Here is a 24474-nt window from a genome sequence, read left to right as displayed (position 1 = left end):
CGATACTGGTACCGATCAAGAAAGGCAAGTAGATTAGCGTGTGAAACAACCGCTTGCGGTTGTTCGCCCGATAAAACAATGATTGTTATCAACGCATTGCCCGCCCACAATGCAGCAACGCCGCCTTCTGCAAGGCGGCGTCTAGTCGCTATCTATTATTTCGTCACGGTTACTGGTATCGTCACTGTTTGCCCTCCGTAAGTTCCGCTGATCGTCGTTTGGCCAATGCTATGCACGGTTATTATACCGCCGGCAACGGTTGCGATCTCAGGGCTCACCGACGTCCATGACGCAAGACTCGTCAAATCGAGCTTCGAGTTATCGGCCATCGTCGCCGTAAGCTTCACCTTTTGGGTCTTGCCCAACTTCAACGCAACGGCTTTTTTGTCTACCACCAACGACTTCACCGTCGTATCGACGACAATCGTAACCGTTTTCCCCCCGTATTCGGCCGTTAACGTCGCTTTGCCAATTCCAGTCGCTGTAATAAGACCCTTGTCCAGCGTAATCGTCCCGCTGCTTGACGTATCCGAGAGCACGGTCCATTTCGCCGCATTCGTAACATCTCTCGTTCCGCTCGCCAGCGCAGCAGTCAGCAGCACTTGGTTCTTGTCGCCCTGCTTCAATATGACGGATTTGCTAATCGTCTTATTGGCAATAGCTGCCGTCAGCTTGTTGACCGTCGCATTAAACGTAATGACTACAGTCTTTTGACCAAGCTTGGCCGTTACGGTCGCCGTTCCATGCTTCTTCACTTTGACAAGTCCTGCTTCGACGCTCAGTACCGAGGAATCGGAAACGGACCATATAACCATGCCGTTAACATCCTCCGCCTTTTTGCTGTCGCTGAACATGCCTTTGGCAATCAGCTGAAGCTCATCGCCAGGCAGCAGCGAGACGGCTCTCACGCTAGCTTGCTTGCCTGCTCCGACAGTTAAGCTCTTTACGCTCGAATCGATCGTAACAGTGGCCCGCTTGCCTCGATAATCCGCTGTCAACACCGCCTGACCGTAGTCGCGAATGACCAGCTTGCCGTTCACCATCTCAGCGATTTCCGGCTTGGAGGAAGACCAGCTGGCGCTGCCGGACACTTCTTCCTGTGTCTTGTCCTTGTACGTTGCGGTCAGCGTTACCGGCTTATCGGCTCCTGGACGAGCCGCTACTCGCGTTGGCGAGGCCGTCAGCTTCGTTGCCTGCTTCTCGATAACGGTGACCGGAATCGTTAGCGATTTCCCTTTGTAGGTCACGGTAACGTTGGCTTTGCCGATACCTGTGGCGTAAATTACGCCGTTGTATGATCCAACCGCTGCTTGATCATTATCCGTACCCCATTGTCCGTCATAAATAATGTCGCGTTTCGTTCCGTCCGCGTAGTAGGCCATAACTGTAACGGCGCTAGTCGAGCCGAAACCCTCCAATGTCAGCGAGGACTTCGAAGCCGTAAGTCTAGTGACAGCCGGTCCTGCTCCAACTTTGACGATAGCCGTTGCAGGTGTTATCTTGACTGGACCGCTTGCGCGGAAGGTCAGGTCGTAAATGCCGTCCTTCTCGGGAAATCTCAACGCCATGCCGATGTAATCTGACTGAATCGTTATTTTTTCGCCTGTCAACCTGTTTTTATAATCAAAGGCTAAGATACTTTCATAGGTTGGCGGAGTCAGTTCATAAATTCGATTATTGTAGCTGTCGTACACAGTGTTGGAGTCGGGATAGTCCAAATACGTGTCTGCTTCATAGTATTTATTGCGCAGCGACAGCTTTGCTTTAAGCTTGGAATCCATCTTGTAAGTCAAATCTTTTGTGAAGTCGGTATACGGGCTCGAGTAGCCGTATTTCCAACCGCTTTGCTTGAACAGGAAGTTGAAGGTATATAGATTTTTGGTTAAATAAATAGGCTTCAGCTTATCCAATCGCAAGTAATACACGGTCGCGTACATATCCCAATTAAAGGCGCCAAACCATTCGATTTGCATATTTTTATCGGCCATTTGCGGCTTTAACAGCGCCATATCGCTTTTTTGAAAAACAATGCTTGCTCCAACCGATCCCGCCGTTACATTGTGCTTAAACAGCATAAAAGCTTTGTCGTTATCTTGAGCGTTAACCTGGACATGATAAACGCCTTGCTGGATTTTAGCCCCCGGATACAGGTTCAAAGCTGCTACCGCGTTGCCGTAAGCATCCAAAAAGCTGAAAGTCTGCGATTCGATTCGGAAGCCTGCTCCCGTGTTCGGCACAATTGTCGTTACAGGCACAAAACTGCTCGTATCCACTGGAATGAGATCTCCGACTTGCGCCTCGCTTATCGGCAGCTTAAACAAATTTTTATTCGTGCTTATGGCAATGAACTGCTCGGCGTCTTCCATCCAATAGTCGTTGTAAACTTCGATTACCGTTCCGCCTTCAACCGGCGTTACAGAAGCATTTAGAATGGCACTACCGTATTGATATTCCCTGCTGTAGCCGTACCTGACATCCGCCTCTGTAATTCCTTCATCAGGTACAAAGAAACGCAGCATCGATTGTTCAAACGATGTAATGGTAACCTCTGTAGTCAAAGGCTGAATCGCTATCGGAGAATGATTCACAGATAAGGTAAGGCTGTACCGCCCAGGCTGATCCGGCGCATCAATGTACCAAGTGTACAGCTCCGCCGACTGCGTTGAGACCTGACCTGTTTCATCTTCAATCGACACTTGAAGCATCGCTTCCGTATCCAAACCAAAATTGTACAGCTGCGAAAGCTGATTTCCATACTGATCAATAACTGAAATGGGGTACATCATCTCATTTACCAAATATTCTTCGTACAGATCCGCTTGGATGCTGAACGAGGAGCCGAACGGCAATACCCGATCGCCCTGGACGTTTACTGTCATAGGGTGAAATCTATACTGCCAATTGTTCTCGTCCGCTAATTCAAATATCATTCGGTAGTTGTTATTCGTCATGTAAACGTCTGTCCTGCCACCCAAACTCAAACCATACACAACACCATCGGATAATATAGGAAAAAACGACTTTGTTTTTAAAAAATTATTTTCAATTTGGACATGCAGGCTCGATGTCTCTGATCTAGGAAACGAAATCGAAGCGCCGCTGCCTGTTATCGCAATATTTTGCTTAAAGAGCATGTAGGCATGACTGTTGTCAAATCCATTCAACTGAATATGATATCGCCCCGGCGTAGTCAACAGAGTGTTGGTCGACGCGGTAAACGAAATTACTTTATCGTTCTCATCCAAGTAGGACAATGCGATGTTGTCCGTCTCGAAGCTTTCATCCGCAAACGGCACATCCATAGACAGAGGAGCGAGACGTTCCAAGTCTATTACTATCGGTACGCCTTTATCCTTAAGCGAGACAGGTTGAACGATATTGTATTTATTCGTTTCAATCGTAACGTAGCATGACTCGCAGCCTTCCAGATCGGTTAATGCGCTAACACTGACACCTTGCTCCGTTTGAATCGCGCCAAAGGAAATGCTTTGCCGATTATAATTATATTCCGTGCCGTCTTCTTCCCACTCCTTCTTGGACAAGGTAGCAGAAACGACGCTCAAATCCCCCGATAGATCAGGTAAAAGAAAAGATAAATCTGCAGCCTTAACCTTAACAGACTTGCTAGCAGATGCCTTAACCGGCAAATCGTCTCTCAACTTGATTATCAATTCATAGTCGCCAGGCTCATCCGGCATCGTCACTTCCGAGAAGTAACTGTTAGACAAAACTGTTGAGCTATATACCTCGTTCACTTTCTTAAACACCATTTCGAGAGGAACATCCTGAGAGTCCTCATCCATTACGTGACTCAAGGTCATAAGTCCCAGCCCGTCCTGGATATATGGAAAAACGAAAATCGATTCTCCCAGCAAAAAATTCGTCCGATTCAAGTTAAATGTTAAGCTCAAATCCAAATCAATAGCCAAGCTCGGCGTTACGACCGGGTTGAATATGGATTTGTAAAATTCATAGCTGTAACCGGAATCCGACATATATTGCATATCTATCGAGTTGTAAATGAACGGACTAACGCCAATATAGCTTTTTCCTTCCGCGTTGGCGGTCGCGATCATATTGTAACCATCCCAAGTAATAACCGCGAAATTATTCAGCTTCAAGCCCGATCCTTCAGGCGTAACTGGAATGAGTGACATTTCCTCTTGACCAAACGTTACGATCGTCTCGTCTCCGCTTACCGTTACATTTTTCTTGAATAGCAAATACGACGTATCCGCATCGCTCGCATTGAACTGTACATTGTACTGACCATGGCTGAGCTTGTCGCCTTCCGACAGCTCGATTGGCGTTACTGCGACCCCGTTCTCATCCTTCAGCGTGAATGCCAGTAACTGCTCTTCCAAACTCTCGCCGGCGGCAGCAATTTCGGCATGAACCGCGCTGTATTTGGAGGATGCAACTGTGATCGTCTTGCCAACATCCGAAAGCTCTACCTTTTGGGCAAAATGATTGCGCGTATCCGACCACGTATATCCGACAATATAGAACTTGTCCCACTTATTCCAATTCAATTTCGGGAAATGAATAATAAGTCCTTCATCTGTGATCGTTAATTCATATTGCTCGTCGTATACGAGGCCATAAGCAATCCCGTTGAAAGCATACACATCCAAATGGCCGCTTGCGCTTTGAGCCCCTTCGATCAAAAGCTCGATGCCCGTCGATTCGGACTCAACGATTTCATTAGACGTAGCAACGGAACGGCCCGATGCTTGCAAATCGATTTGCGTTGACATGAACGCATCGTCTGCTTCATCCCTCGGTCTAAATACTCGTCTCCCGTTCTCCTCGGAAACGGTGTAATCCTCCTCGTACTGAGGCGGCGGCGGCTCGGATTGCTGCTGCAACGACTGCATGTTGTCGGTTGGAGCAACGGATATGCGAGAGCCAACCGAGGCGGGCAACGAATATTGCTGACCATCCTCGTCTGTTACAATCTCGTACTGAAGCTGCTCTTCGCCGTCCGTCAAACGGTTCGCATTCTTATTACTAAGGCCGTTGTCACGCTGTTCAGGGACATCGTCGTTTTGAAGAGAAATATCCGACCTATGGGCATATACATTTCCGTGCGCATCTGTTTTTGTAACAAAGCTTGTGTCACCCTCTGTTGCCAAGGCACTCTCGGCGTATGCGGCATTATTGCCTGTCGGCAGCAGCACTTGCAGCAATAAAGAGAAAAATAGCAGCGATACTAGCGCTTTTTTTAATAGCTTTCCATTGAACATTACATTCATGAATCTCTCTCATCCTCTACCAGTTCATTAGAATCGTTCCTACCATTTCAATATACACGAAGGAAATTATTGGGTCTACCTAAAAGTGGTAGTACTAGAAAACTCTATAATTCTCTATAAAAAAGCCTGCGCAATAAGACCGGAGCGGTATGAAGGGCTCCGGCCTTGTCTCTTATGTTATGTATCCGAATCAAACCGACGTCTTGCAATCGGCATTATACGAATCCAGCGTCTATGATATGAATTGGGTAGGTACTTATCTTCAGTTATGAAACGTAATAAAGGAGCTAACCCAAAAGCCATCATTGAAGACCTCGGGCGCCCCTTTTCCTTGCATATAATGTAATGGAAACAGCTGTCGTTAATTGACCTCGGAAGCTATAATTCGAAATGTAAAGGAATTTCAACCTCCATAACATGAATCAACGTTATTCGTACACCGCTTCGTAATCGAACCAGTCGAAATGTGCGGGAGATTCCGATTTCTTACCGTTGCCTGTTGCGTACAAGGCGAACAGCACGCCCGTAAATCCGCCCGCCACTTCAGTCGATAGCAGGGACGTTTCGCCACAGCCGAACCAAAAAGGCGCTCCTACACCATCGGAAAAACCGAATTCGTATTGCCCCTGAGTCGCTTTCAGATGCAGCACGATCGAATCGGAAGACCAAGGAGCTTCGCTTTCGATTGCCTGGAGGCTGCCCAACTTTCTCCGGAAAATAACTTTGCGGACGCCGGCAATTATCGTCACGGCAATTTCGTAATGAAAACGGTCATTCATATATGCCGTAATTCCCGCTTCCTCGCCATCACGCTGCGGCTCAAACGCCATATGCGCAGACACGCTGCAAACAAAGTGCTGCTGTCTTCTAGCGACGAAGGCTGGCGCTCCGATGTCATTCAACGTCGTCTCGTTGCCCCGCAGTGTAAGACAGCTTTCCTTCTCGCCCAGCGACCAATTAGCCGGATTAGGCGAACGCATAAAGTTCCAGCATGGAGCAAGGCTCGAAGACTCGAAATGCTCGCGAACCGGCACAACAGCTGCTGGTTGCAGCGGAAGATTGCCTGCCGGCATCGTCTCGCTTACCGTCCCGTTGTCGCCAATGATCGGCCAGCCGTCCTCAGTCCAGTTGACGGGAGCAAGAAATGTTTCTCTGCCAAGATGGTGTTTGTTCGGATAACCGTGAGGCCTAATGCCTAGAAATACGGCCCACCAATCTCCTTCGGGCGTCTGGACAAGATCCGCATGCCCCGTAGCATGAATGGACTTTAGCAAGCTCCGATGGGTCAAGATCGGATTATGCGGACAGCTTTCATAAGGCCCGTCTGGCCGCTCGCTTCTCGCGATCGTTTCCATATGGCCGTACTCGGTGCCGCCTTCGGCAATCATCAGATAGTACCAATTGCCGATACGATAAATATGCGGCGCTTCGGGATACTGGCCGCCTGTTCCCGTCCATAGGAATGTTGGTTCGGACAGCCTCCGGCCCGTTTTTACATCAATTTTGCTTTGATAAATGCCTTGATTGGATGAAGATGTGAAATAGACCGTTTCATCCTCATCGAAGAATAGTTCGGGATCGATACCGGGATGATCTACGAAAATCGGGTCCGACCATTGTCCGCGCGGATCATCCGTATGCACGAAGAAGTTGCCGCCAGCGGTAACATTCGTCGTCACCATGTAGAATCTGCCGTTATGCTCGCGGATCGTTGGCGCGAATACGCCGCCGGAGCTTGGCGCGCGGCTCAGATCAAGCTGCTCCGGCCTTGTTAGAACATGGCCAAGCTGCGTCCAATTCACGAGATCCTTGCTATGGAATAACGGGACACCAGGGAAATATTCGAAGGAGCTCGTTACGAGATAATAATCATCGCCATAACGGCACACGCTCGGATCAGGATGGAATCCGCTTATAACCGGGTTATTATAATTCATGCAAGCACACTCCCCTCATTGGCGCGTAATAATTAATCAAGCTTCTTATAATGGAAGTAATCGTAATCGACGAATCCACCGATTTGCTTCGTAGCGTAATTATAGAGCCCGAAGCGGTAGCCCATGAAATGCTCCAGCTTGTAATGCAACTGCAGCGGCCCGCCAATTGAATGCCAGTTCTCACCGTCCGAAGAGTACCGGAAGTGTGCAATGTCCTCGCGATCGCCATCATCGAATTGGAACTCGATTTGCAAATAGATCCGAGTTCCCTCGTATCTTGTCCGCTCGACCGTTATCTCGCCTTCACTGCCATCCGCTCTTCCATTGACGCTCATCGCTACGTAACGGTCGCCGTTATCGTCAACCTGAATACCGACTGAGCCGAAGACGAATTGCAGCGCCGCTAATCCTGCACGGTCGCCCGGCTGCATGTTGGCTACGTCCAGTACCGTAGTTCCGATGCAAGCTGGACCTTCTGTTCGTTGCGTCAATGTATTGCGGGCAAACTCTACGCTATTGGCAAGATGTCCTGTCGTGAGGCGCAAATAACCCGAACGATCCGTGACCGACCAATTGTCCGGATCAGGATTATGATTCCATTGCCAATTAAGTTCCAGCCGATTGGCATCGTAATCGAACTCATCGCTGATGATAATAGGCTTTGGCAACGTGCTCGGGAGCTTCACTTCGTACGTCTGCGGCGCTCTGCCGTCTTGACCCAAGACTGGCCAACCGTTCTCCCAAGCAACCGGCACAACGCAAGGAATACGGCCAACGGCTCCGTGGTCCTGGAACAGCACCGTATACCAATCTCCATCTTGCGTATCGATGATGCCGCCTTGCGCAATGCCGTTATTGCGGTAATCCATATGATCATCGAGCATTAATTTGTGCTCATAAGGACCAAGCAGATTTAGCGACCGGTAGCACAGCTGCCTGCGGCGCTTATTGCCTTCGCTCGGCCAATCGATGAAGAACAAATAATAGTAGCCGTTTATTTTGTACGCATGGCAGCCCTCGGCACGAAGCATAATTCCTGCTCGCTCCGTCTCAAGCAGCAGTTGATTAACCCCGTCAGGCTTAATCGCCGTTGCATCCGCAGTCAGCTCCGTAATGCGTATATCCCCATTGCCGTGGAAGACGAATACACGGCCGTCATCGTCGAAAAGCATGCTTGGATCATGATGCAGTCCTTGAATGACGTTGCGCTCCCACTTGCCGTTCTCAATGTCACTCGTCGTATAAATATAAAATTGATTCATATCCAGACTCGAGAAGCAGACATAGAATTTGCCATCGTTATATCGTAGACTGGCAGCCCATGAGCCTTTGCCATAGATGCCTTTGCCGTCTAGCAAACGATGAGCGTCGTTATCCTCGAAAGTATCATAGACGTAATTGACGAGCTCCCAGTTCAATAAGTCTTCAGACTTCATAATCGGGCAGCCGGGCATCGAATGCATGCTCGTGCTCACCATATAGTACGTGCTCCCCACACGGATTACGCTCGGATCCGGAACGTCTGCCCAGATAATCGGATTCGTAATTGTCGTCCTGTCCATTTCCAGCTCTCCTTCGTATACCTGAATTGTCCATCACCCAACCAGTCTAGCCAACATACGCTTAGGCAACAACCCGTTTATTTATAGGGGTTCACCTGTTATTAATCGCTCTTCCATATTATCCGGACTTCTCTGTTCCAGCCGGATCGACAACAGCCCAGAATGCCGGCTTCGCATGCAACTGCTTGTCGAACAGGAACGGTGCGTTGGTACGCTTCACTGGGAAGCCATTCAGCCAAGTGTGATCGTCCGCAATGCCCCAGAACACAACACCGCCAATTATATCCTTGTTCGTCCTGAACGCCTCGAACAGCTCGCGATAACGCTCCGCTTGTTTCTGCAGCAGATCTTCGGGAATGTCATTTCCTAGATCAGTACGGTCATTCCAAGCATACATGCTCATATCAAGCTCGGTTACGAGATTATCAAGGCCGAGTTCCGCGAACTTCTTCATCGATTCGATGATGGAATCGACCGTCGGCCCGAATACATCGATATGCGTCTGGTGGCCGACACCGTCGATCGGCACGCCTTTGTCCAGCAACTCTTTCACTAGCTCGTACAACCTGTCCCGTTTGGCAGGATTATCTGTACCGTAATCATTAACGTACAGCTTCGCTTCAGATCCGCCTGCTTCGCGAGCTGCGCGGAACGCCGTCTCGATAAAGTCAGTACCCGCTATCTTATACCATTCGCTGGCGCGCATGCCATCCGGATCGGCCGGCTCAATCACTTCATTCACGACGTCCCACGAATGAATATCATCCTTATATCGCTCAACGATCGTCTTGACATGCGTATCGAGCCGCTTCAGCAGCAGCTTCTTATTGGCATCCCGCTTCGCCTCATCGGTTTCGTCAACCATCGGTTTGCCCTCGGCGTCCTTAAAGAACCAGGCGCCGGTCTGACTATGCCAGACAAGCGTATGGAAACGAACCTCCATACCGCTCTCCTTCGCAAAAGCGATAAGACGATCCGCATTCGTCCAATTGAAACTTCCTTCCGTGGGTTGAATTGCATCAGGCTTCATCACGTTTTCCGCTACGAGCCAATTCACATGCTTCTTAAGCAGCTCCGCCTTCAGCCCCTCCGTCTGAGAAGGCTCGATGGCCGCTCCGATCGGGAAGTAATCGGCGAACGTCTGCGCAAGCGACGGAATATCTTGTTCGGCCGACGGCTCCGGCGTCGGTGTCGGCTCTGGAGTCGGCTCCGATGCAGGCTGCGGCGTTCCGCTTTCTAGTGCAGCAGCCGTTTGCCCCCCCTCCTCTGCATTTTCGCTATTCGAGGCTTCCGTCTGCTGTGCAACCGCTTCATTCAAGTCACCTTCTGTTTCAGGTTGATGCCGGTTCAATAGAAGTACCGTCATGACTGCAATTATTGCGATAACCGATATTGCGATATAAACGAATTTATTGTTCACTCGAGTCATTTCACTCCACCTCTCATTTAGGCATATCCGACATACAAAAAACATTTATTCAAGAATAGACTACTACCCTTTGAGGCTATATTGGATAATTGCAGCAACTTTTCGTAGTTTTGATGCTGTAATGCAGCTATATTGGATATTTGCAACATAGATCACCTCAAACCGAGCTATAAGCGATTTCGAGGGTGAAGTTACTGCAAATTTCCAACATAGCTCCAAAATTCCACATTTTTTACCCAAAGTTACTGCAAAAATCCAACAAAGACTAACTCGCCGCTAGTTGCACAACAGCAACAAGCGCCCTGCGAGCCGGCCGAAGTGGCCGCCCCCGCAAGGCGCTTGGCTTAATGCGACGCAACTGCCCTTATCCGACGATGCCCGTACGTTCGATACTTTCGACAAAGTACCTTTGAACGAACAAATAAAGAATAACGAGCGGCAGAATGGCAAGCAGAATGCCAGTATCCTGCACCATGCTCATGAAGAACGGATCCTTATTGGTCGTCGCGCCGCCTTCGAGCATAATCTGCAAATTGTATGGCAGAGACGTTAATTGCGTAGACATGACCTTGCTTGAGGTCAAATAAGTCGTCGTGAAGAAGCTGTCGTTCCACTGCCACACGAACGAGAACAGCAATACCGTAATGATCGACGGTGTAGCGTTCGGAAGCATAATCCGCAGAAACGTCGAACCTATGCCTGCGCCGTCGATGTAGGCCGCTTCCTCGACCTCCTTCGGAATGCCCCGGAAAAACTGCCGGAAGATGAAAATGTACAGTCCCGCCTTCAGCGAGTTCGCCGTTATCGACGTCAGAATGAACGGCCAGTACGAATCTAGCAGATTAATCGATTTGCCTCCGGTTAGCAGCGGTACCAAGCCGAGCAACGTAAAATCCTTCAAGTTCATATAGATCGGAATTAATATGGTCGTAGGCGGAACTAGAATCGTTAGAATGACTCCCGCGAACAGCAAGTTGCTTCCTTTGAACTTCAGCCGGGCGAACGCATAACCCGCAAAGGCGCATGATACGGCGGTCAATATGGTCGTCATGGTCGACAGCCCGATCGTGTTCACCAGCGTTTTCCAATAATCCATAATCGAAATCGCCTGCTTGAAATTATCGAGCGTAAAATGCTCGGGGATAAATACGACGATAGGTGAATACATGTCGGCTTTATCCTTGATCGATGTAGATATTTTTTGAATGATTGGATACAGGATAACGAATGACAAGCCGATGATCAGCACTAGCCGAACAATCGTCCACAGTCCTCGCTTCCAGCTTTCCAACGATAACAATCGCTCCATAAGCAACGTTCTCACTCTCCTTCTATTCCTGGTAGAAGACCCGTTTGGATATGATGTACGTACTGATCAACAGGATGATCATGATGACCAGGAAATAGATCCAAGCCATGGCCGAGCTGAGACCGAAGTTAAAGCTCGTAAAGCCGGTTTCTCTGATGAGCGTCGTCATATCGTTCCTCGAGAACGAATCGATAATCGTATAGATGACGTTAACGAGTATAAGCGGGCTGACCATCGGGAACGTAATCTTCCAGAACGCCTCGTATCCAGTCGCGCCTTCAATCTTGGACGCTTCATACAGCTGCGGCGAAATCGTCTGGATGCCAGCTAAGAATATGAGAATCTGTACGCCCGATTGACTCACGATTTGGTAAATCCTCTCGACCGCACCCATCAAATACGTGACGATATCTTCGTTCATGCCGGAATTCAGCATAATTCTCATCAGTTCCATCGTACCGGTAGTGAATACGCCTCCGGTGGCGTTCTGCTCATTAATCGCTTGTACAAGGCTCTCTGCTTCCAAATTTGCAATGACGCCCGAGGCGAGTATGACCGGAAGAAAGAAGATCGATCTTGCAATACCTCTGCCGACGAATTTTTGGTTCAGCAATACGGCCAGGAACAAGCTGAAGATGACGATAAGCGGTACGTTAACGACCATATTGACGACCGCGTCGGTCAATGTACGGTTAAAGCTTGTATTCACCGTTAAGGCTTCAATAAAATTGTCAAAACCGATGAATGTAATCGTCATCCCTTTGGAATTCGCTTCAATCTCGCTCAGGCTGTATTGCAACGAATACAATAAAGGAATCAAGAAGAAAAACAAAAATCCAAGCAGCCAAGGCAGCACATACAGAAATCCCCATAATGCTTTCTGTTCATTGTACGTTCTTGATCGAAATACACGCTTCGTTATCGTTCTCAAGATTGTTCACCACCCGTCACATAACTCTCGGCTTCTATCGTCAACCCGTTCACCGTAGCTCCAGTGTCGTTATAATTGACGATGACGTACTTCCCGCTTTCATAGACGGTCTTGAACACACCTTCGCCAAGCTTCTCGTGCAGGGTGATACGCTCATTCTGCACGTCCTTCAGCACGCCGTTTACTTCTTCGTAAATCACGGCTGCCTGCTCTAGCCACTGCTTGTAATTAACGGCATACAATTCATTGGATTCCGTATCCTTCACCTTGTAATTAGGCTCATGAATCCATTCGAAGTAAACGCCGGCTCCGTATTCCAAACTTCTCAAAATGTATTGCCGAACGTTCGTATAAGCCGTCAAATTGTAAGGCGAGCCCGTATATCCGATATGGCCGCGAACGACCATTTGGTAGAAGGGTATCGCTTCGTCTTCGAGCTTAAAGTTGCTATTCGACATCGGCGCGTTTGTCACATCCGACAAGTATGGAAGGGCGTATGCGTTGCCTCCCTCTGCCATAATGTTCAGATTCCCCTCGCGAATGTCGTTCAGAGCTTCAACCGAAATAGCCTCGGATTCCGTACGGTCAATCAGATTGTTTTTGCGGAAGTCGCTATTTAACTGATCAGCCATATCCCTTAGCGAGATGCCGCCCGTCTCGTAGCCCTTCATTCCTTTCAAAAGGGTATCTACGTACGATCCGACGAGTTTTGGCGAGACGACATAGGAAGGCAATTTGGTCCGATCCCGGCGATTGAGCGCCAGATCAAGCGGGTAAAATTCCGCAGGAACGGAGCGCAGCGTCCGTGAAGCGTCATTCTTCTCGTCAAACCCTTTGCCCGTATGAGCGGTCAAGATAGCAACGTCCGGATACAGCTCCACATCCTGCTCCTTCGCAAAAGACACCAAGCCGCGCAAGCCTTTAGCGCCGCCGATCCCCTTGTCTACCGATAGGTCGTCCGGCACTTTGTGGTCGAGTCCGCCGTTGAACCATCCGGAATAACGAAGCTTGATATGGTTGATGCCAAGCTCCTTCATCTCGCCGATCATTTGCTCCGTCTGCTTGAACGTCGTTAGAGGCTCTAACGTTTTGTATGGAACGCCTACGAAATGCTTCTGCTTCGCAATGCTTCCAACAACTTGAAGGTAGAAAGGAAGATTTTTATCCCCGTTCTCCGCCTTTGGCTCCGGCAGTCCGCCGCTTTGCTCCAAGTGCTGCCTGTAATAGGCGGCCATTCCTTGATACGTAGCGTCTTCTCCGCTAAGGAAAGCGTACCGCACCGTAAAATCGCTGTTCGTCGGACGCTCTTGGAATTTCGGCAGCGTCCGCTCCGAACCGTTCGCTTGGAGCGTAAGCTCCCCTTTGCTCGTGACGTTAAAGGTAGGGTACACATAGTTATAACTGTTCAACTTACCGCTGATATCGGCATTGATGCTAGCGGCCGAAGCGCCTTCTTCAATCATGCCTAGGAACGCGCCTTCTTTCCTAATGATGCCGAATACGGGCAGTCTGACCGGCTGCTCGTTAACGGCATTTTCGACCACTTCCAATGCTTGGTCGGATCCGTAAACCGTCTGCTGATAAGCCGGATATTTGGTTTTGCCGTTATTAAAGGTGATGAGTGCGCCTGAGCCGTCCGGTACGAATAGCGAGCCCTCTTCATCCGTCCCCCCAGCTCCGAAGAAGCTGAGCAACGTGACGGTGCTGACCGGATATTCAGTCGGAGCTTTAATCTCCTCCACGGGAACCTTGACGACGAGACTGTCGCCGTCCAGCTTATAATCGATAGAAGCCATAAAAATTCTCGGCGCCGGCGATTCCTGCGTGAAGTTCAGCTCAGCCATATCCTTCTGCAAATCCTCTTCCGTATAGCCGGCTTCCTCGAACGCCTTGAATGCGCGCTCGAGTTGAAGACCGTTCAGTGCTTGGTCGTTCCGAACATAGGCTCCTGAATTGGGATCCTCTTTATAGCCGATGCGCAAAGCGCGCTGTCCCGCTTTATCCAGCTTGCCGGACAGCTCCTCGAGTCGCGCAGCGCTCAGCATGAGAGGCAGATCCATCGCCGTTTTTTCCGCTTTGCCGAATTTATAGGTTACTTTAACTCCGCTGTCAATCGCTTCGTATTTAACCTGCTTATATGCGACGCTGTCTAGGAACGTGTTAATTGAATTAACCTGTCCAAAGCTGTTATAGTAATCGATCTTCAATTGCGAGGACAGTAAGCCCTTGTTAACTCCGGTCGCGATCGGATCGGCTTCGGCCTCGATCGGATTGCTATGCCATATCTCGCCGCTGCTTTTGTTAAGCACAGCTATAGCGCCAGTCTCGTCGTTAATGAACAGCCGAAGCAGGTCATTCTCGACGATCCCCTTCATTCCCGCGATACGCGTATCCGTGAACGAAGCGTTAAGCGCCTTGCCTTGCTCGAATGCAGCCTCCAACTGCTGCTCATCGTTCGTTTGATTGGCGTTGCCCGCGCCGGAACAACCGGCGACCAGCAGCCCTGCAGCAAGAACCGCAGACAAGACGGCATTTCTGGCCATACGCATCTTTCGTTCCTCCTTCCTCAGTTCCTCAAGGTGATTTCTTGATAAATAATAGTGACGAAAGACACTATTTGTTGAAGCAAGCTAAAGAACAATAAACACAAGAACGCCATGAAGCCGATCGCCACAAGCGACAGCGCAATCGTTAGGATTGTTTTGCTGGGCGTAAATTGGTGCACGGTCATGTTTCCAACAAACAACAGGTACATCGACCATAAAACGGCAAAGCTGTTGCAGAAATAATAGAACGTCGTCTCCTGCAAGGAAATTACGTTGCTCAGCCATATCCATGGGAAGTTGATAATGACCATCGGCACGAGCGCAAAGCAGGTCGACGTGAAAATATCAACAAACTTCCCTTCTCCATCCATCAGTGTGGTAAGCGACCAATTGGCCACGCACCAGAACAAGACAGGAACGATCACGTACGTAATTTCCATCAGGCTGTTCATTTGGTCCGGATTGTAAATATGGACCAGAAAACCGCTGTACTGGCTGCCTAGGACATTGGTCAGGATGAGCAACAGCAGAATACCGAACGACATGATAAGATTCAGCTTCTTGCTCTGTTCGTATTTCAGCTCCCAATAACCGTTAAAGGGATGCGTGATCACATACAACGGAAATTTAATAAGCTCTTTATTCAACCGAAACGCCCCTCTTTCTATCCAACATTTTCCGGTATGCCCTTGTGAGCAGGACGATGGCGATCAAACCGAAGATCACGGTCATAATGATGCCGAAATGTTCCCTCAGCACTTCCTTTCGGTGAAGGAGGAACGCCTTCGAATAATTGCGCTGGTCCAAACTCTGCTTGAAATAACGCATTGCATCGTCGTAATCGCCTTGCCTTAGAATCGACTTACCAATACCGGAATAAGCGAAATCCAGATTTGCGTTCATATTAATCGTTTGTTCGTAGAGCTCGAACGACTTCTCTTCCTCGCCGCGGTAGTAGCTTCTGACCGCTTCGTTCAAAGTCCGCCCGTATTCGGTCGTACGGAACACGGTTATCTCGCCGAACGCCTTGTCTAGTACGAGGAAATCATCCCCGACACGTTCTATCGCTACCGGCGTATTGAATTCGCCGATCCGGTTGCCCATGCCGCCGAACACGTACATGAAGTGTCCATCGCCGTTGTACGTAAAGATTCGGCCTTTCTTCGAGTCAAGAACAGAATAGATCTCGCTGTCTGTAACATCGACATCAATTAGCCGGGAACGCCCGTCCGCTGGCCTATAATTAATGTCGCCTATCGGATTGAAATAGCCCGTTCTCCGCAATATATCGCTGCCTTGCGCGTTCAGCTTCCGAATCGAGTCGCCCATATCGCCGCTCGTCGCGTAGATGAAGCCTTCATCGTTAATATCCATGTTCGTAAATTCGGTTGGCGTGAACATGACCATTTGGCTGCGCTGCGCTTTCGTCGACAGCCGCTTCCAGAACAGCTCCACCGGATCGACCCATACGCGGTTCGCTCCGATGAACGATGTAAACGATCCTTCCGCGCTAAATTCCATTAGTCCGTCGAACACGCCCGTCGCCATCACATAGATGCGCTGTGCTTTGTCCATGATGACGCGGACAGGCTGAAAGTCGAAATTTTCCTTCAGCAGCTCGGACGAGGGCTTCTCGACAATGTTCACCAAGCGGCCCTCTTCATCGAGATGTACGACGCGCTTGTTCCCTGTATCGGCGATCAGCAGATGCTTCTCATCCGAGACGAAGATCCCCTGCGGGTTCAGGAACGTTTCGGTCTGGCCTTCGCGCTCGAAGGAGTCGATCACCGCCGCCTCGCCGTATTCCTCATCCAACACAACGATACGATTGTTGCCGGAATCGAGAACGTATATTTCGTTGTCCGGCGTTACATGAAGATCGCTCGGATCTTTGAATACCCCGACACCTAGCTTATCGCCCGTCAACAATTCCGTCGCTTCATAAGCGGAAGGAGATACAACCGTATCGCCCCAAACGGAATAGTTATAGGAGGCCCCTCCATCCGCCGCATGCGCAAGAGAACCACCCGCGCTTAAGCCGAATACGCAGCACATTGCCGCAAGAAGATAAGCTCTTAGTTTTGTCTTGCTCTTCAACATCGTGCAAGTCTCCCTTCTAATCTTTCATCCCGGAGGTGGCCATCGTCTGAATGACGCTGCTCTGAGAGATGATGAAGAGCGATATCGGAACGACCATCAGGATAAGAGCGACGGCAGCGCCGACGCCTGCACGAGCGATGCCTCCCAAAGTGATCTGACCGAGCGCGTAATGGAGCGTCTTCAAATTTTCGCTGTAAATGAAGTTGCCCCCATCGGTTCCCCATAACGCAGGAAACTGCAGGATCATAAGAGTCAGCCAAGCCGGCTTTACGTTCGGCATGACGATGCTCCAATATATCCGGTATTCGCTCGCGCCATCGATTTTGGCCGCTTCCAGCAGAGCCGTCGGAAGCTGCTCGATGAACTGCTTCATCAGGAACAGCCCGAGCGGAAACGCGAGCGATGGAACGATAATCGAAGCATGGGAATTGATCCAGCCCAGCCAAGACATCACCATGTAGTTCGGAATGGCCGTTACATGTCCCGAGAACATAAGCGATAGGACGACGATCGAGAACAGCCCTTTAGAACCAAGAAAGTTGTATTTCGCCAATGGGTATGCCGCAGCGGAAGCAAGCAATATATGTCCGGCTGTGCCGATTAGCGTGATAAGCAGCGTATTGGCGATATAACGGGACAACGGTACCCAGGAATTGCCCATCAAGGCGACCAAATCGTAAAAGTTATCCAATGTCGGATTGTTCACGAAGAAGCGCGGCGGGAAAATGAACAATTCGTCCAGCGGCTTGAAGGCGTTATTCACCGCATAAAGCAGCGGAAGCGCCATGAACGCACCGAACACGGCGAGAAACGCGAATAAGATAAAGCTGACGGCAAACGAACGGTTAAGCCTCTTAGGCGTTCGGAATGCGGCCATCATTTTAACGACCAACGTTACTCACCTACCTTTCTGAGCAATTTTTGCGTCAACTTATTCGTTCCGATCATGATGCAGAATAGTACGGTCGCAATGGCGGACGCATAACCCATTTCGAAACGAATGGTGCCGTAGTCCATCAAGTGCGTAACGATTGTATGCGCTGCATAGTTAACGCTCGGAAAGCCTGCCAGCGCCACGGTAATATCGGCGACTGCGAGCGATCCCGTAATTTGCATGACGGCGCCGAACATCAGCTGCGGTCTCATCGAAGGAAGCGTAATGAACCATAGCTCCTGCCAGCGGTTCTTGATTCCGTCTACGACGCCCGCCTCGATCAGCGTCCGGTCGATCGTCTGCAAACCTGCGATAAAGGCGAGGAAGCTAGTGCCCAGGCTGAGCCACAGCTGTACGATCATAACAATCATAAGAATGTATTGTTCATTGGTCAGCCATTGAATCGGTTCCAGTATAAATCCGAACTTAATCAGGAATCCGTTCAAATAGCCGTAGCGGTCGCCCGAAAATACGATCAGCCAAATGAAAAATACGTTGCCGGAAATAGCCGGCGCGTAGAAGATCAAAGTCATGACCGACCGCACCTTAGGCGACAGCTCGTTGATAATCCATGCAAAGAAGAAGCACGCGATATAGCTGACCGGTCCGGTAATAATCGCGAAGAGGAAGGTGTTCTTCACTGCGATCATAAAGATATCGTCGTTCAGAAACAGCCTGGAATAGTTCTGCCATCCGACGAAACGCGGAAATTCGAGCATGTTGAAATAAAAGAAACTAAGAATTAAAGAAAACACGACCGGAATGACCGTAAACGTGAAGAAAATCAACATGTACGGACTCATCAAAAAATAATAATGTTTGTTTTTCTTCAATTCCGTCCATACATTGGCCAATCTCGATTTCTTCTTCGGATGGATAAGGTTAGGCACGGCTTGACTGGTTGTTTCGGCTTGCAATGGATTCCACCCCCAAACTAATACGGTAAATTGAATTCTTTGCGCTTGATTTCGATTTCGTCGTTAATATACAGGACGTAATCGTTTAAGGCTTCTCGAGGGTTCTCGCTCGCATTGACTACTCTGCGGAAGGCGTTGTCCAGATGGCGCCCTGTAAAGTAGCCGCCCGGCACTTGCGGAATGCCTCTTACCCATTCCCACTGACTTGCCAAATTGTTGTAATCCTTGACCGGCCATGGCAATTCCTCAAGCGCTTCGGCATTAGCCGTCGGATAACGCGCGGCTTCGCCCATGAGGCCTTCCATCTCGCGTCCGTACGCAATTTGGGTTTCCTTGCTGGTCCACCATTTCATGAACTCCCACGAAGCTTCTTTGTTATCGGCGTTTTCCATCAGCATGACGCCCGTCGTATGGCTGGCTACCTGATGATTGACGGTGCCGTCTGCCTGCTCCGTACCCGGAACGAGCGTGAAATCCCATAGCCCTTTAATTTCCGGAGCCAATACCGTCAGCATATTATAGGTCGTGTAATCCGCTATGCCGATCGGCATTTCTCCTGTACGGAAGCGGTTCGGGAAGTCAGCAATGACAGGAAATTTGTAGTTGGTATAAAATTGCGTCCACTTTTTAAACATTTCCATGGAGATGTCTGTATCGAGCGCAGTCTTTTTGTCTTCATCCTGGTAGAACTCGCCGCCATTTTGATAAAGCAGCGCGGAGAATGTCGCATTCGGCACGAGACTCGCATTTGACGCCTCGATCGGAAGCCAAAATTCCATATTATGCTTTTGGAGGACCGAGATCATGTTGTAAATATCCTGCCAAGTCTGCGGTGGAGCAAGATCCAGCTCTTCGAGAATATCCTTGCGATAGAAGAGCATCGGGAACGATTGCTGCTCCGGCAAGGCATACACGCCGCTGTCATACTTATACGGCGTAAGTCCGCTGTCTTGGAAACGAGCTGCGACTTCCTCGAAATCATCGAACTGCGTCAAGTCTGCAGCCGCCCCCCTCATGGCGTAGTTCACGGGAACGTCTTCTCCAATCTGCATCGCAACATCCGGACCTTCGTCAGCAAGCGTTGCCGGCAGCAATATGTTGCCTGGAACGAGCCTTAAGTCTACCGCGACTTTCGAATCCGGCGTGAAGGAGTCGTCGATCAAGCTCTTAAGCACCTGCGCCTGATCCCTGCCTGTCGTTACCCAGACTGTAATCCTGCTGTCTTGCTCTTCGCTCGTATTTCCGATGCTGTCATAATCCTCGGTATAAGAAGCAATGTAAGCGCCAAGCTCATGCTTGACCTCCTCGAACATCGTTGCTTCCGCTCTTGGAAGCTTCTTGCCCGGCGAGGATACGATCAAATAATCTAGTGCAACCGGCTGCTCACGCACCGTAAGAATCCATGTGCCAAGTCCGCCGACATTCGTTTTGAACGCGCTTAAGCGATTGCCGACTGTCTCCGGATTCTCGATCATTTCCTTCAATTGCCCGACCATCGTATGAAGAACAGCCACCTTGTCGCTGCGTTCGCCAGTCGATTGCTCCAAATAATCAGCTACGCTTTGGATGATGTCGACTTGCTCCTCAAACGTCGTTACCATATCCGGAATCCGCTTCTCCAGCTGGTAATCGCGGAACGGATCGGGAGTATTCGACGTAATCATCAATATTTTGCGATACATCTCATTCAACTGCAGCACGCTCGATTCGATCGTACGAATAAGCGGCGCGATATCGCCGAGCGACACCATCATGCGAATACGATGCGTTCCCTTCGTCAAATGGAACAAATACGGCTCATCGCCGCCAAGCACGTTCATCTTCCATTCCATATCGAAGTTAAACCGCAGGCGCTTCATTTCCTGAAACGGCATCTGTCCATCGATCGTCAAGCTTCGAGTGGCATACACGCCCCGCAGCTGATCCTGCTTCTGCTTCAACGCAATTTGGTATAAGCCGTCCTCAGGCGCCTCGAACTCCCATTCGATCCACTGCCCGGGGAGCTTCCAATTTGTCCCGCCGATCGTATTGATTCGCAGCTTAGACACATTGTACGGAACGACAGTCGGGCTCGACCGGTCCGACAGAGGATACAACGTAGGCGATGACTTGGCGACCGCGTCCTCGGCTTGAATTTCGATGTATTGGTCGACGGCGGGCTTGATGCCCTCGGTCTCATACTTCTTCTTTAAGTCCTCGTAAGTCATCAAAGCTTGGTTCTGGTAAAGTTCAATATAATCAATCGCCATCGGTTCCCTTAAGGCCGTCAAGGAAATCGATTGCTGCCCGCTCTCAAAGTAAAAGGAGTAAGGCTCATCATAATATCCATTGCGATCATTGAAGCTTCCGAGCTGCCATGCCGGCTTCTCTACTTGCCGTGGCCTGATTTCGTTGCCGCGATCGTCTCGTCCGATTTCGTCCTGTCGATTACCCCAAACCCGATCAAATAATAGAATCTCCGCGCCTTTAAAAGGGACTTTATCGTTTATGGCAAACTGTCTTTCGATCGCAGAGCTCTTACCCTCGATCGGCAAATAATGGATTCTCACATTGTACATACCCGCTTGCTTTACTTGCACATTCCACTGAATGGTGCCTGACTCCGGTGTGACAACCGCCTTGCCGTCCAATCCGTCCAATTGATCCGTTGTTTCAAACCCGTCACCGGTCGATTCCGAGAAGCTCTCACCTTCAATACGGATGATCTCTTCCGGTCTTTCAGCAGCCGAGTAGCTATCCAAATACATATCGTAGCTGTCTTCTCCTGCTGATGCCGTAACGGCGCTGAAGTCCGCCATTGCCATGGCGCGTCCGCTATCGGATGAATCCGAAGGGTAGAACGCCCATATAGACGTTGCCAGTACGGCGAGAACGAGTATAATCGCGACGTAGTTCTTCTTTCTGAAGTTCAACTTTTCTCCCTCCTGCAGCAAGAAGTTAAATTCAATAACAGTCCCCTTAGAATGACTTCTAATGGGGACTGTCGGTCACTCGTTACAATAGATTACGAACCGTACACCGCATCAATCGCCGATTGGAACACCGGTTTGTATTTCTCAACAACAGTGGACACCGATACTCCGCTGTTGATCTCTCCGATGAAGTCCCAATACTTCAAGGCATCGCCGTACGTGCCATGATCGAATACTTGCAAGCCTGCAAGCGCGCTCCGCGCATTGTTAATGTCGTCTTCGTTGCTGAATGACGATTCTAGGCTTGCTTGGCCTGGATAATCGTATTCGGAATCGATATCGTTGATTTTCTCCCAGATGTAGAGGAGCTGCTCCGGATTCTCGACCGACTTCGGAATTGTAAGCGCTTGGAATGCGCCTTCACCGGAATGATATTCGGTCGCGCTTGGGCCTTTCGGAAACGGCAAGAAGCCAATGTCCGCATCTGGCATATCCGTTTTGAAGCCGTTCAATTCGTACATAGCGCCTGCATACATAAGCGTGTTGCCTTGACGGAAGAATTGTCCCGGCTCTGTCCAGTCCCCGCCCTCTGTCGGTCTGTACACTTGCTCCGTTGCCATTTTCGATAAGAAATTCAATGCTTCTTGCGTAGCTGGATCCTCCAAGTTTTGTTTGTCGCCCTTGGTCAGGTAAGCTCCGTTGGAGTATAGCGCGTGCTCTGCGACTTGAGAGTTTGCAAGTCCCCAAGTATCCAGCTTGCCGTCGTTATTCGTGTCTTTGTTAGCTTCTTTCGCAACTTGAATGAACGTATCCCAGTTCCAATTGTCTTCGTTCACATAATCTTGAAGCGCTTTGATGCCGAGCTGACTCATAAGCGTCCGATTGTAGAAAATACCTTGGATAAGGCCGCCTTGGTCTTCTGTGAATGCATACCCTTTGCCTTCATAAGTGAAAAATTCGCTAGTTGTTTTCTGATGGAAGACTTTCGCGTTTTTCGTATATTCGTCAACCGGCCATAGCAAATCTTGCTTCACCAGCGTCGGAACCGTATAGTTTCTGCCAAGACGGACGATGTCGCCAAGCGGCTCTCCAGCCAGCAAGGAGGCTGTAACCTTTTGCTGATACTCGCCGAAGTCAACTGCAACGTACTCGATTTTGAAGTTATGCTTCTTCATCAATTCATCCAAATTTTTCTTCTTTTGAATATTGTCCGGATTGTCCTCAGGAATCGTCATATCCCACCAGGATACGACTTTGATCGTTTTGCCGCCTAAGTCGAAGTCCATCTCCGGCGAGCCGGTATCTACTTCTTCTTCACCCTCCGGCGCAGCTGTGGCCGTGTTGCCAGCGCCGTTGTTTGTAGCTTGGTTTGATCCGTTGTTCGTGCTGTTGCCGTTGCCCGAACCGCCGCTGCATGCGGAAAGTACGAGAACGAACGCGCATAGCAGCACCATTAATTTGCGAATCTTCATTGCGAATCCCCCTTAACATATTGAACTACACCGAAAGTGTAGCGCTTTCATAAGGCAGGCAACAACCTGTGCGAATACAGGTCTGTCACCCGTCAAATTCTAGATTGGAAATCATTTCATTTCACGAAAATTTGTTTTTTGAGCAAGAAGTAAAAACCTGTGGGCTATGCAAAGAAAAGCACGTTGTTTCGTTTGCGCCCAGTTCACATAATTAAAGCGTAGTCATTCTCCCATAAGGAAAACCCCTAAGTACAAATAGGAGGTAATCATCGTGTATAAAGTGCTGCTTGTCGACTTTGACTCCTCATCGTCGATGGAGATGTTGCAACATATGCCGGAATGGAATCGGATCGAGTTTGAAATGGACGCTTATGCGAACAGCTCTGCGGACGCGATCGATTTTCTCGACCGAAACCACTTTTCACTAATCCTGATAAGTATGAACGGCTCTCATAACGACGGCTTGTATCTTTGCGATTACATTCGCCAGAAGAGCCGCGTACCGATTGTTCTGATTGGCGGAAGCAACGATTTCCAGCTTGCCCGGAAGGCGCTCTATTACCAAGTAAGCGATTATTTGCCTGATCCTGTTTCCTCAGTCGAGCTAAAGTCAAGCTTGCTGGCCGTCAAAGCCGAGCTCGATTGCGCTATCGACAAAAATAAAGCGCTGTCATGGACGCCGACGGAAAAGGAATCCCAATCTCAACCGAATATTATCGAGAAGGTTAAGGAATATGTGGATGAGGCGCTGCATCAAAACATCACCTTAAAGGAAATTTCCAACAGCCTTCATTTCAATTGCTCTTATTTGGGTCAAAAGTTTAAGTTCCAGGAAAATATGACCTTCAATGAATATTTGCTGCAACAGCGTATGGAGAAGGCGAAGCTGCTGCTTGAGAATACGGACATGAAAGTGTATGAAATCGCGAATGAGATCGGTTATACGGAAATGGATTGGTTCTACAAGAAATTCAAAGCGTATACGGGCGTAAGCGCCAATGAATATCGAAAAATGTTTTTCATTACTGCGTAACCGCTTACATCAATCAAAAGGGTTGTCTTGTCGCAGTGACAGCCCTTCATCCGATCCGGTCGTTGTCGGTACTCCACTCAGCTCCAGTAAGCTAAAAGACTCGCAGCATGTTCGCTGCGAGTCTTTTCTTTCATTAA

The 24474-nt window shown here is 49.3% G+C and carries 14 protein-coding genes; 1 reads left to right on the top strand and 13 read right to left on the bottom strand.

The genetic code is table 11. The features are described 5' to 3' along the window. Positions 1–155: 155 nt before the first annotated feature. From AC0YN0_RS04325 to AC0YN0_RS04265, 13 genes are all read right to left on the bottom strand, one after another. A complete protein-coding gene (locus AC0YN0_RS04325; protein ID WP_475820162.1) occupies positions 156–5255 on the bottom strand; it encodes a hypothetical protein in 5100 nt (1699 codons plus the stop codon). A gap of 428 nt (positions 5256–5683) precedes the next feature. Continuing rightward, positions 5684–7192, bottom strand: a complete 1509-nt coding sequence (locus AC0YN0_RS04320; protein ID WP_475820161.1) for a glycoside hydrolase family 43 protein — start codon at positions 7190–7192, stop codon at positions 5684–5686. 32 nt (positions 7193–7224) lie between these two features. Next, complete coding sequence (locus AC0YN0_RS04315; RefSeq protein ID WP_475820160.1) at positions 7225–8754, bottom strand: glycoside hydrolase family 43 protein; 1530 nt, start codon at positions 8752–8754, stop codon at positions 7225–7227. Positions 8755–8872: 118 nt separating this feature from the next. Beyond that, a complete protein-coding gene (locus AC0YN0_RS04310; protein WP_475820159.1) occupies positions 8873–10183 on the bottom strand; it encodes an endo-1,4-beta-xylanase in 1311 nt (436 codons plus the stop codon). A gap of 364 nt (positions 10184–10547) precedes the next feature. Further along, entirely contained in the window at positions 10548–11498 is a 951-nt protein-coding gene (locus AC0YN0_RS04305) for a carbohydrate ABC transporter permease (RefSeq protein ID WP_442052690.1), read from the bottom strand. A gap of 16 nt (positions 11499–11514) precedes the next feature. Then, the gene (locus tag AC0YN0_RS04300; protein WP_475820158.1) at positions 11515–12423 is read right to left on the bottom strand and encodes a carbohydrate ABC transporter permease; all 909 of its coding nucleotides are present in this window, start codon (positions 12421–12423) and stop codon (positions 11515–11517) included. After that, positions 12420–14972, bottom strand: a complete 2553-nt coding sequence (locus tag AC0YN0_RS04295) for a DUF5696 domain-containing protein (protein WP_475820157.1) — start codon at positions 14970–14972, stop codon at positions 12420–12422. The genes AC0YN0_RS04300 and AC0YN0_RS04295 overlap by 4 nt, the downstream gene beginning before the upstream one ends. Before the next feature lie 17 nt (positions 14973–14989). After that, positions 14990–15616 (bottom strand): Yip1 family protein, encoded by a 627-nt coding sequence (locus tag AC0YN0_RS04290; RefSeq protein ID WP_442053392.1) that lies wholly within the window; start codon positions 15614–15616, stop codon positions 14990–14992. Beyond that, the gene (locus AC0YN0_RS04285) at positions 15609–17069 is read right to left on the bottom strand and encodes an NHL repeat-containing protein (protein WP_475820156.1); all 1461 of its coding nucleotides are present in this window, start codon (positions 17067–17069) and stop codon (positions 15609–15611) included. Before AC0YN0_RS04285 ends, AC0YN0_RS04290 begins: the two co-directional genes overlap by 8 nt. 16 nt (positions 17070–17085) lie before the next feature. Beyond that, on the bottom strand, positions 17086–17949 hold the full coding sequence (locus AC0YN0_RS04280) for a carbohydrate ABC transporter permease (protein ID WP_475820896.1): 864 nt from the start codon (positions 17947–17949) through the stop codon (positions 17086–17088). A 14-nt stretch (positions 17950–17963) separates the two neighbouring features. Then, positions 17964–18920, bottom strand: a complete 957-nt coding sequence (locus AC0YN0_RS04275; protein ID WP_475820155.1) for a carbohydrate ABC transporter permease — start codon at positions 18918–18920, stop codon at positions 17964–17966. Between the two features lie 17 nt (positions 18921–18937). Continuing rightward, complete coding sequence (locus tag AC0YN0_RS04270) at positions 18938–21832, bottom strand: extracellular solute-binding protein (RefSeq protein ID WP_475820154.1); 2895 nt, start codon at positions 21830–21832, stop codon at positions 18938–18940. A 92-nt stretch (positions 21833–21924) separates the two neighbouring features. Then, positions 21925–23304 (bottom strand): ABC transporter substrate-binding protein, encoded by a 1380-nt coding sequence (locus AC0YN0_RS04265; RefSeq protein ID WP_475820153.1) that lies wholly within the window; start codon positions 23302–23304, stop codon positions 21925–21927. 271 nt (positions 23305–23575) lie between these two features. On the opposite strand from AC0YN0_RS04265, the gene AC0YN0_RS04260 reads away from it, so the two are divergent. Then, on the top strand, positions 23576–24337 hold the full coding sequence (locus tag AC0YN0_RS04260) for a helix-turn-helix domain-containing protein (protein ID WP_475820152.1): 762 nt from the start codon (positions 23576–23578) through the stop codon (positions 24335–24337). Positions 24338–24474: the final 137 nt, after the last annotated feature.

The organism is Paenibacillus sp. J22P218 (genome assembly GCF_056269195.1).
This window is presented reverse-complemented; position numbering and strand designations above follow the sequence as displayed.

Coding starts and splice junctions, on each gene's coding strand:
- AC0YN0_RS04325 (WP_475820162.1), bottom strand. CDS start 5,255: ATGAATGTAATGTTCAATGGAAAGCTATTAAAAAAAGCGCTAGTATCG.
- AC0YN0_RS04320 (WP_475820161.1), bottom strand. CDS start 7,192: ATGAATTATAATAACCCGGTTATAAGCGGATTCCATCCTGATCCGAGC.
- AC0YN0_RS04315 (WP_475820160.1), bottom strand. CDS start 8,754: ATGGACAGGACGACAATTACGAATCCGATTATCTGGGCAGACGTTCCG.
- AC0YN0_RS04310 (WP_475820159.1), bottom strand. CDS start 10,183: ATGACTCGAGTGAACAATAAATTCGTTTATATCGCAATATCGGTTATC.
- AC0YN0_RS04295 (WP_475820157.1), bottom strand. CDS start 14,972: ATGCGTATGGCCAGAAATGCCGTCTTGTCTGCGGTTCTTGCTGCAGGG.
- AC0YN0_RS04285 (WP_475820156.1), bottom strand. CDS start 17,069: ATGTTGAAGAGCAAGACAAAACTAAGAGCTTATCTTCTTGCGGCAATG.
- AC0YN0_RS04280 (WP_475820896.1), bottom strand. CDS start 17,949: ATGATGGCCGCATTCCGAACGCCTAAGAGGCTTAACCGTTCGTTTGCC.
- AC0YN0_RS04265 (WP_475820153.1), bottom strand. CDS start 23,304: ATGAAGATTCGCAAATTAATGGTGCTGCTATGCGCGTTCGTTCTCGTA.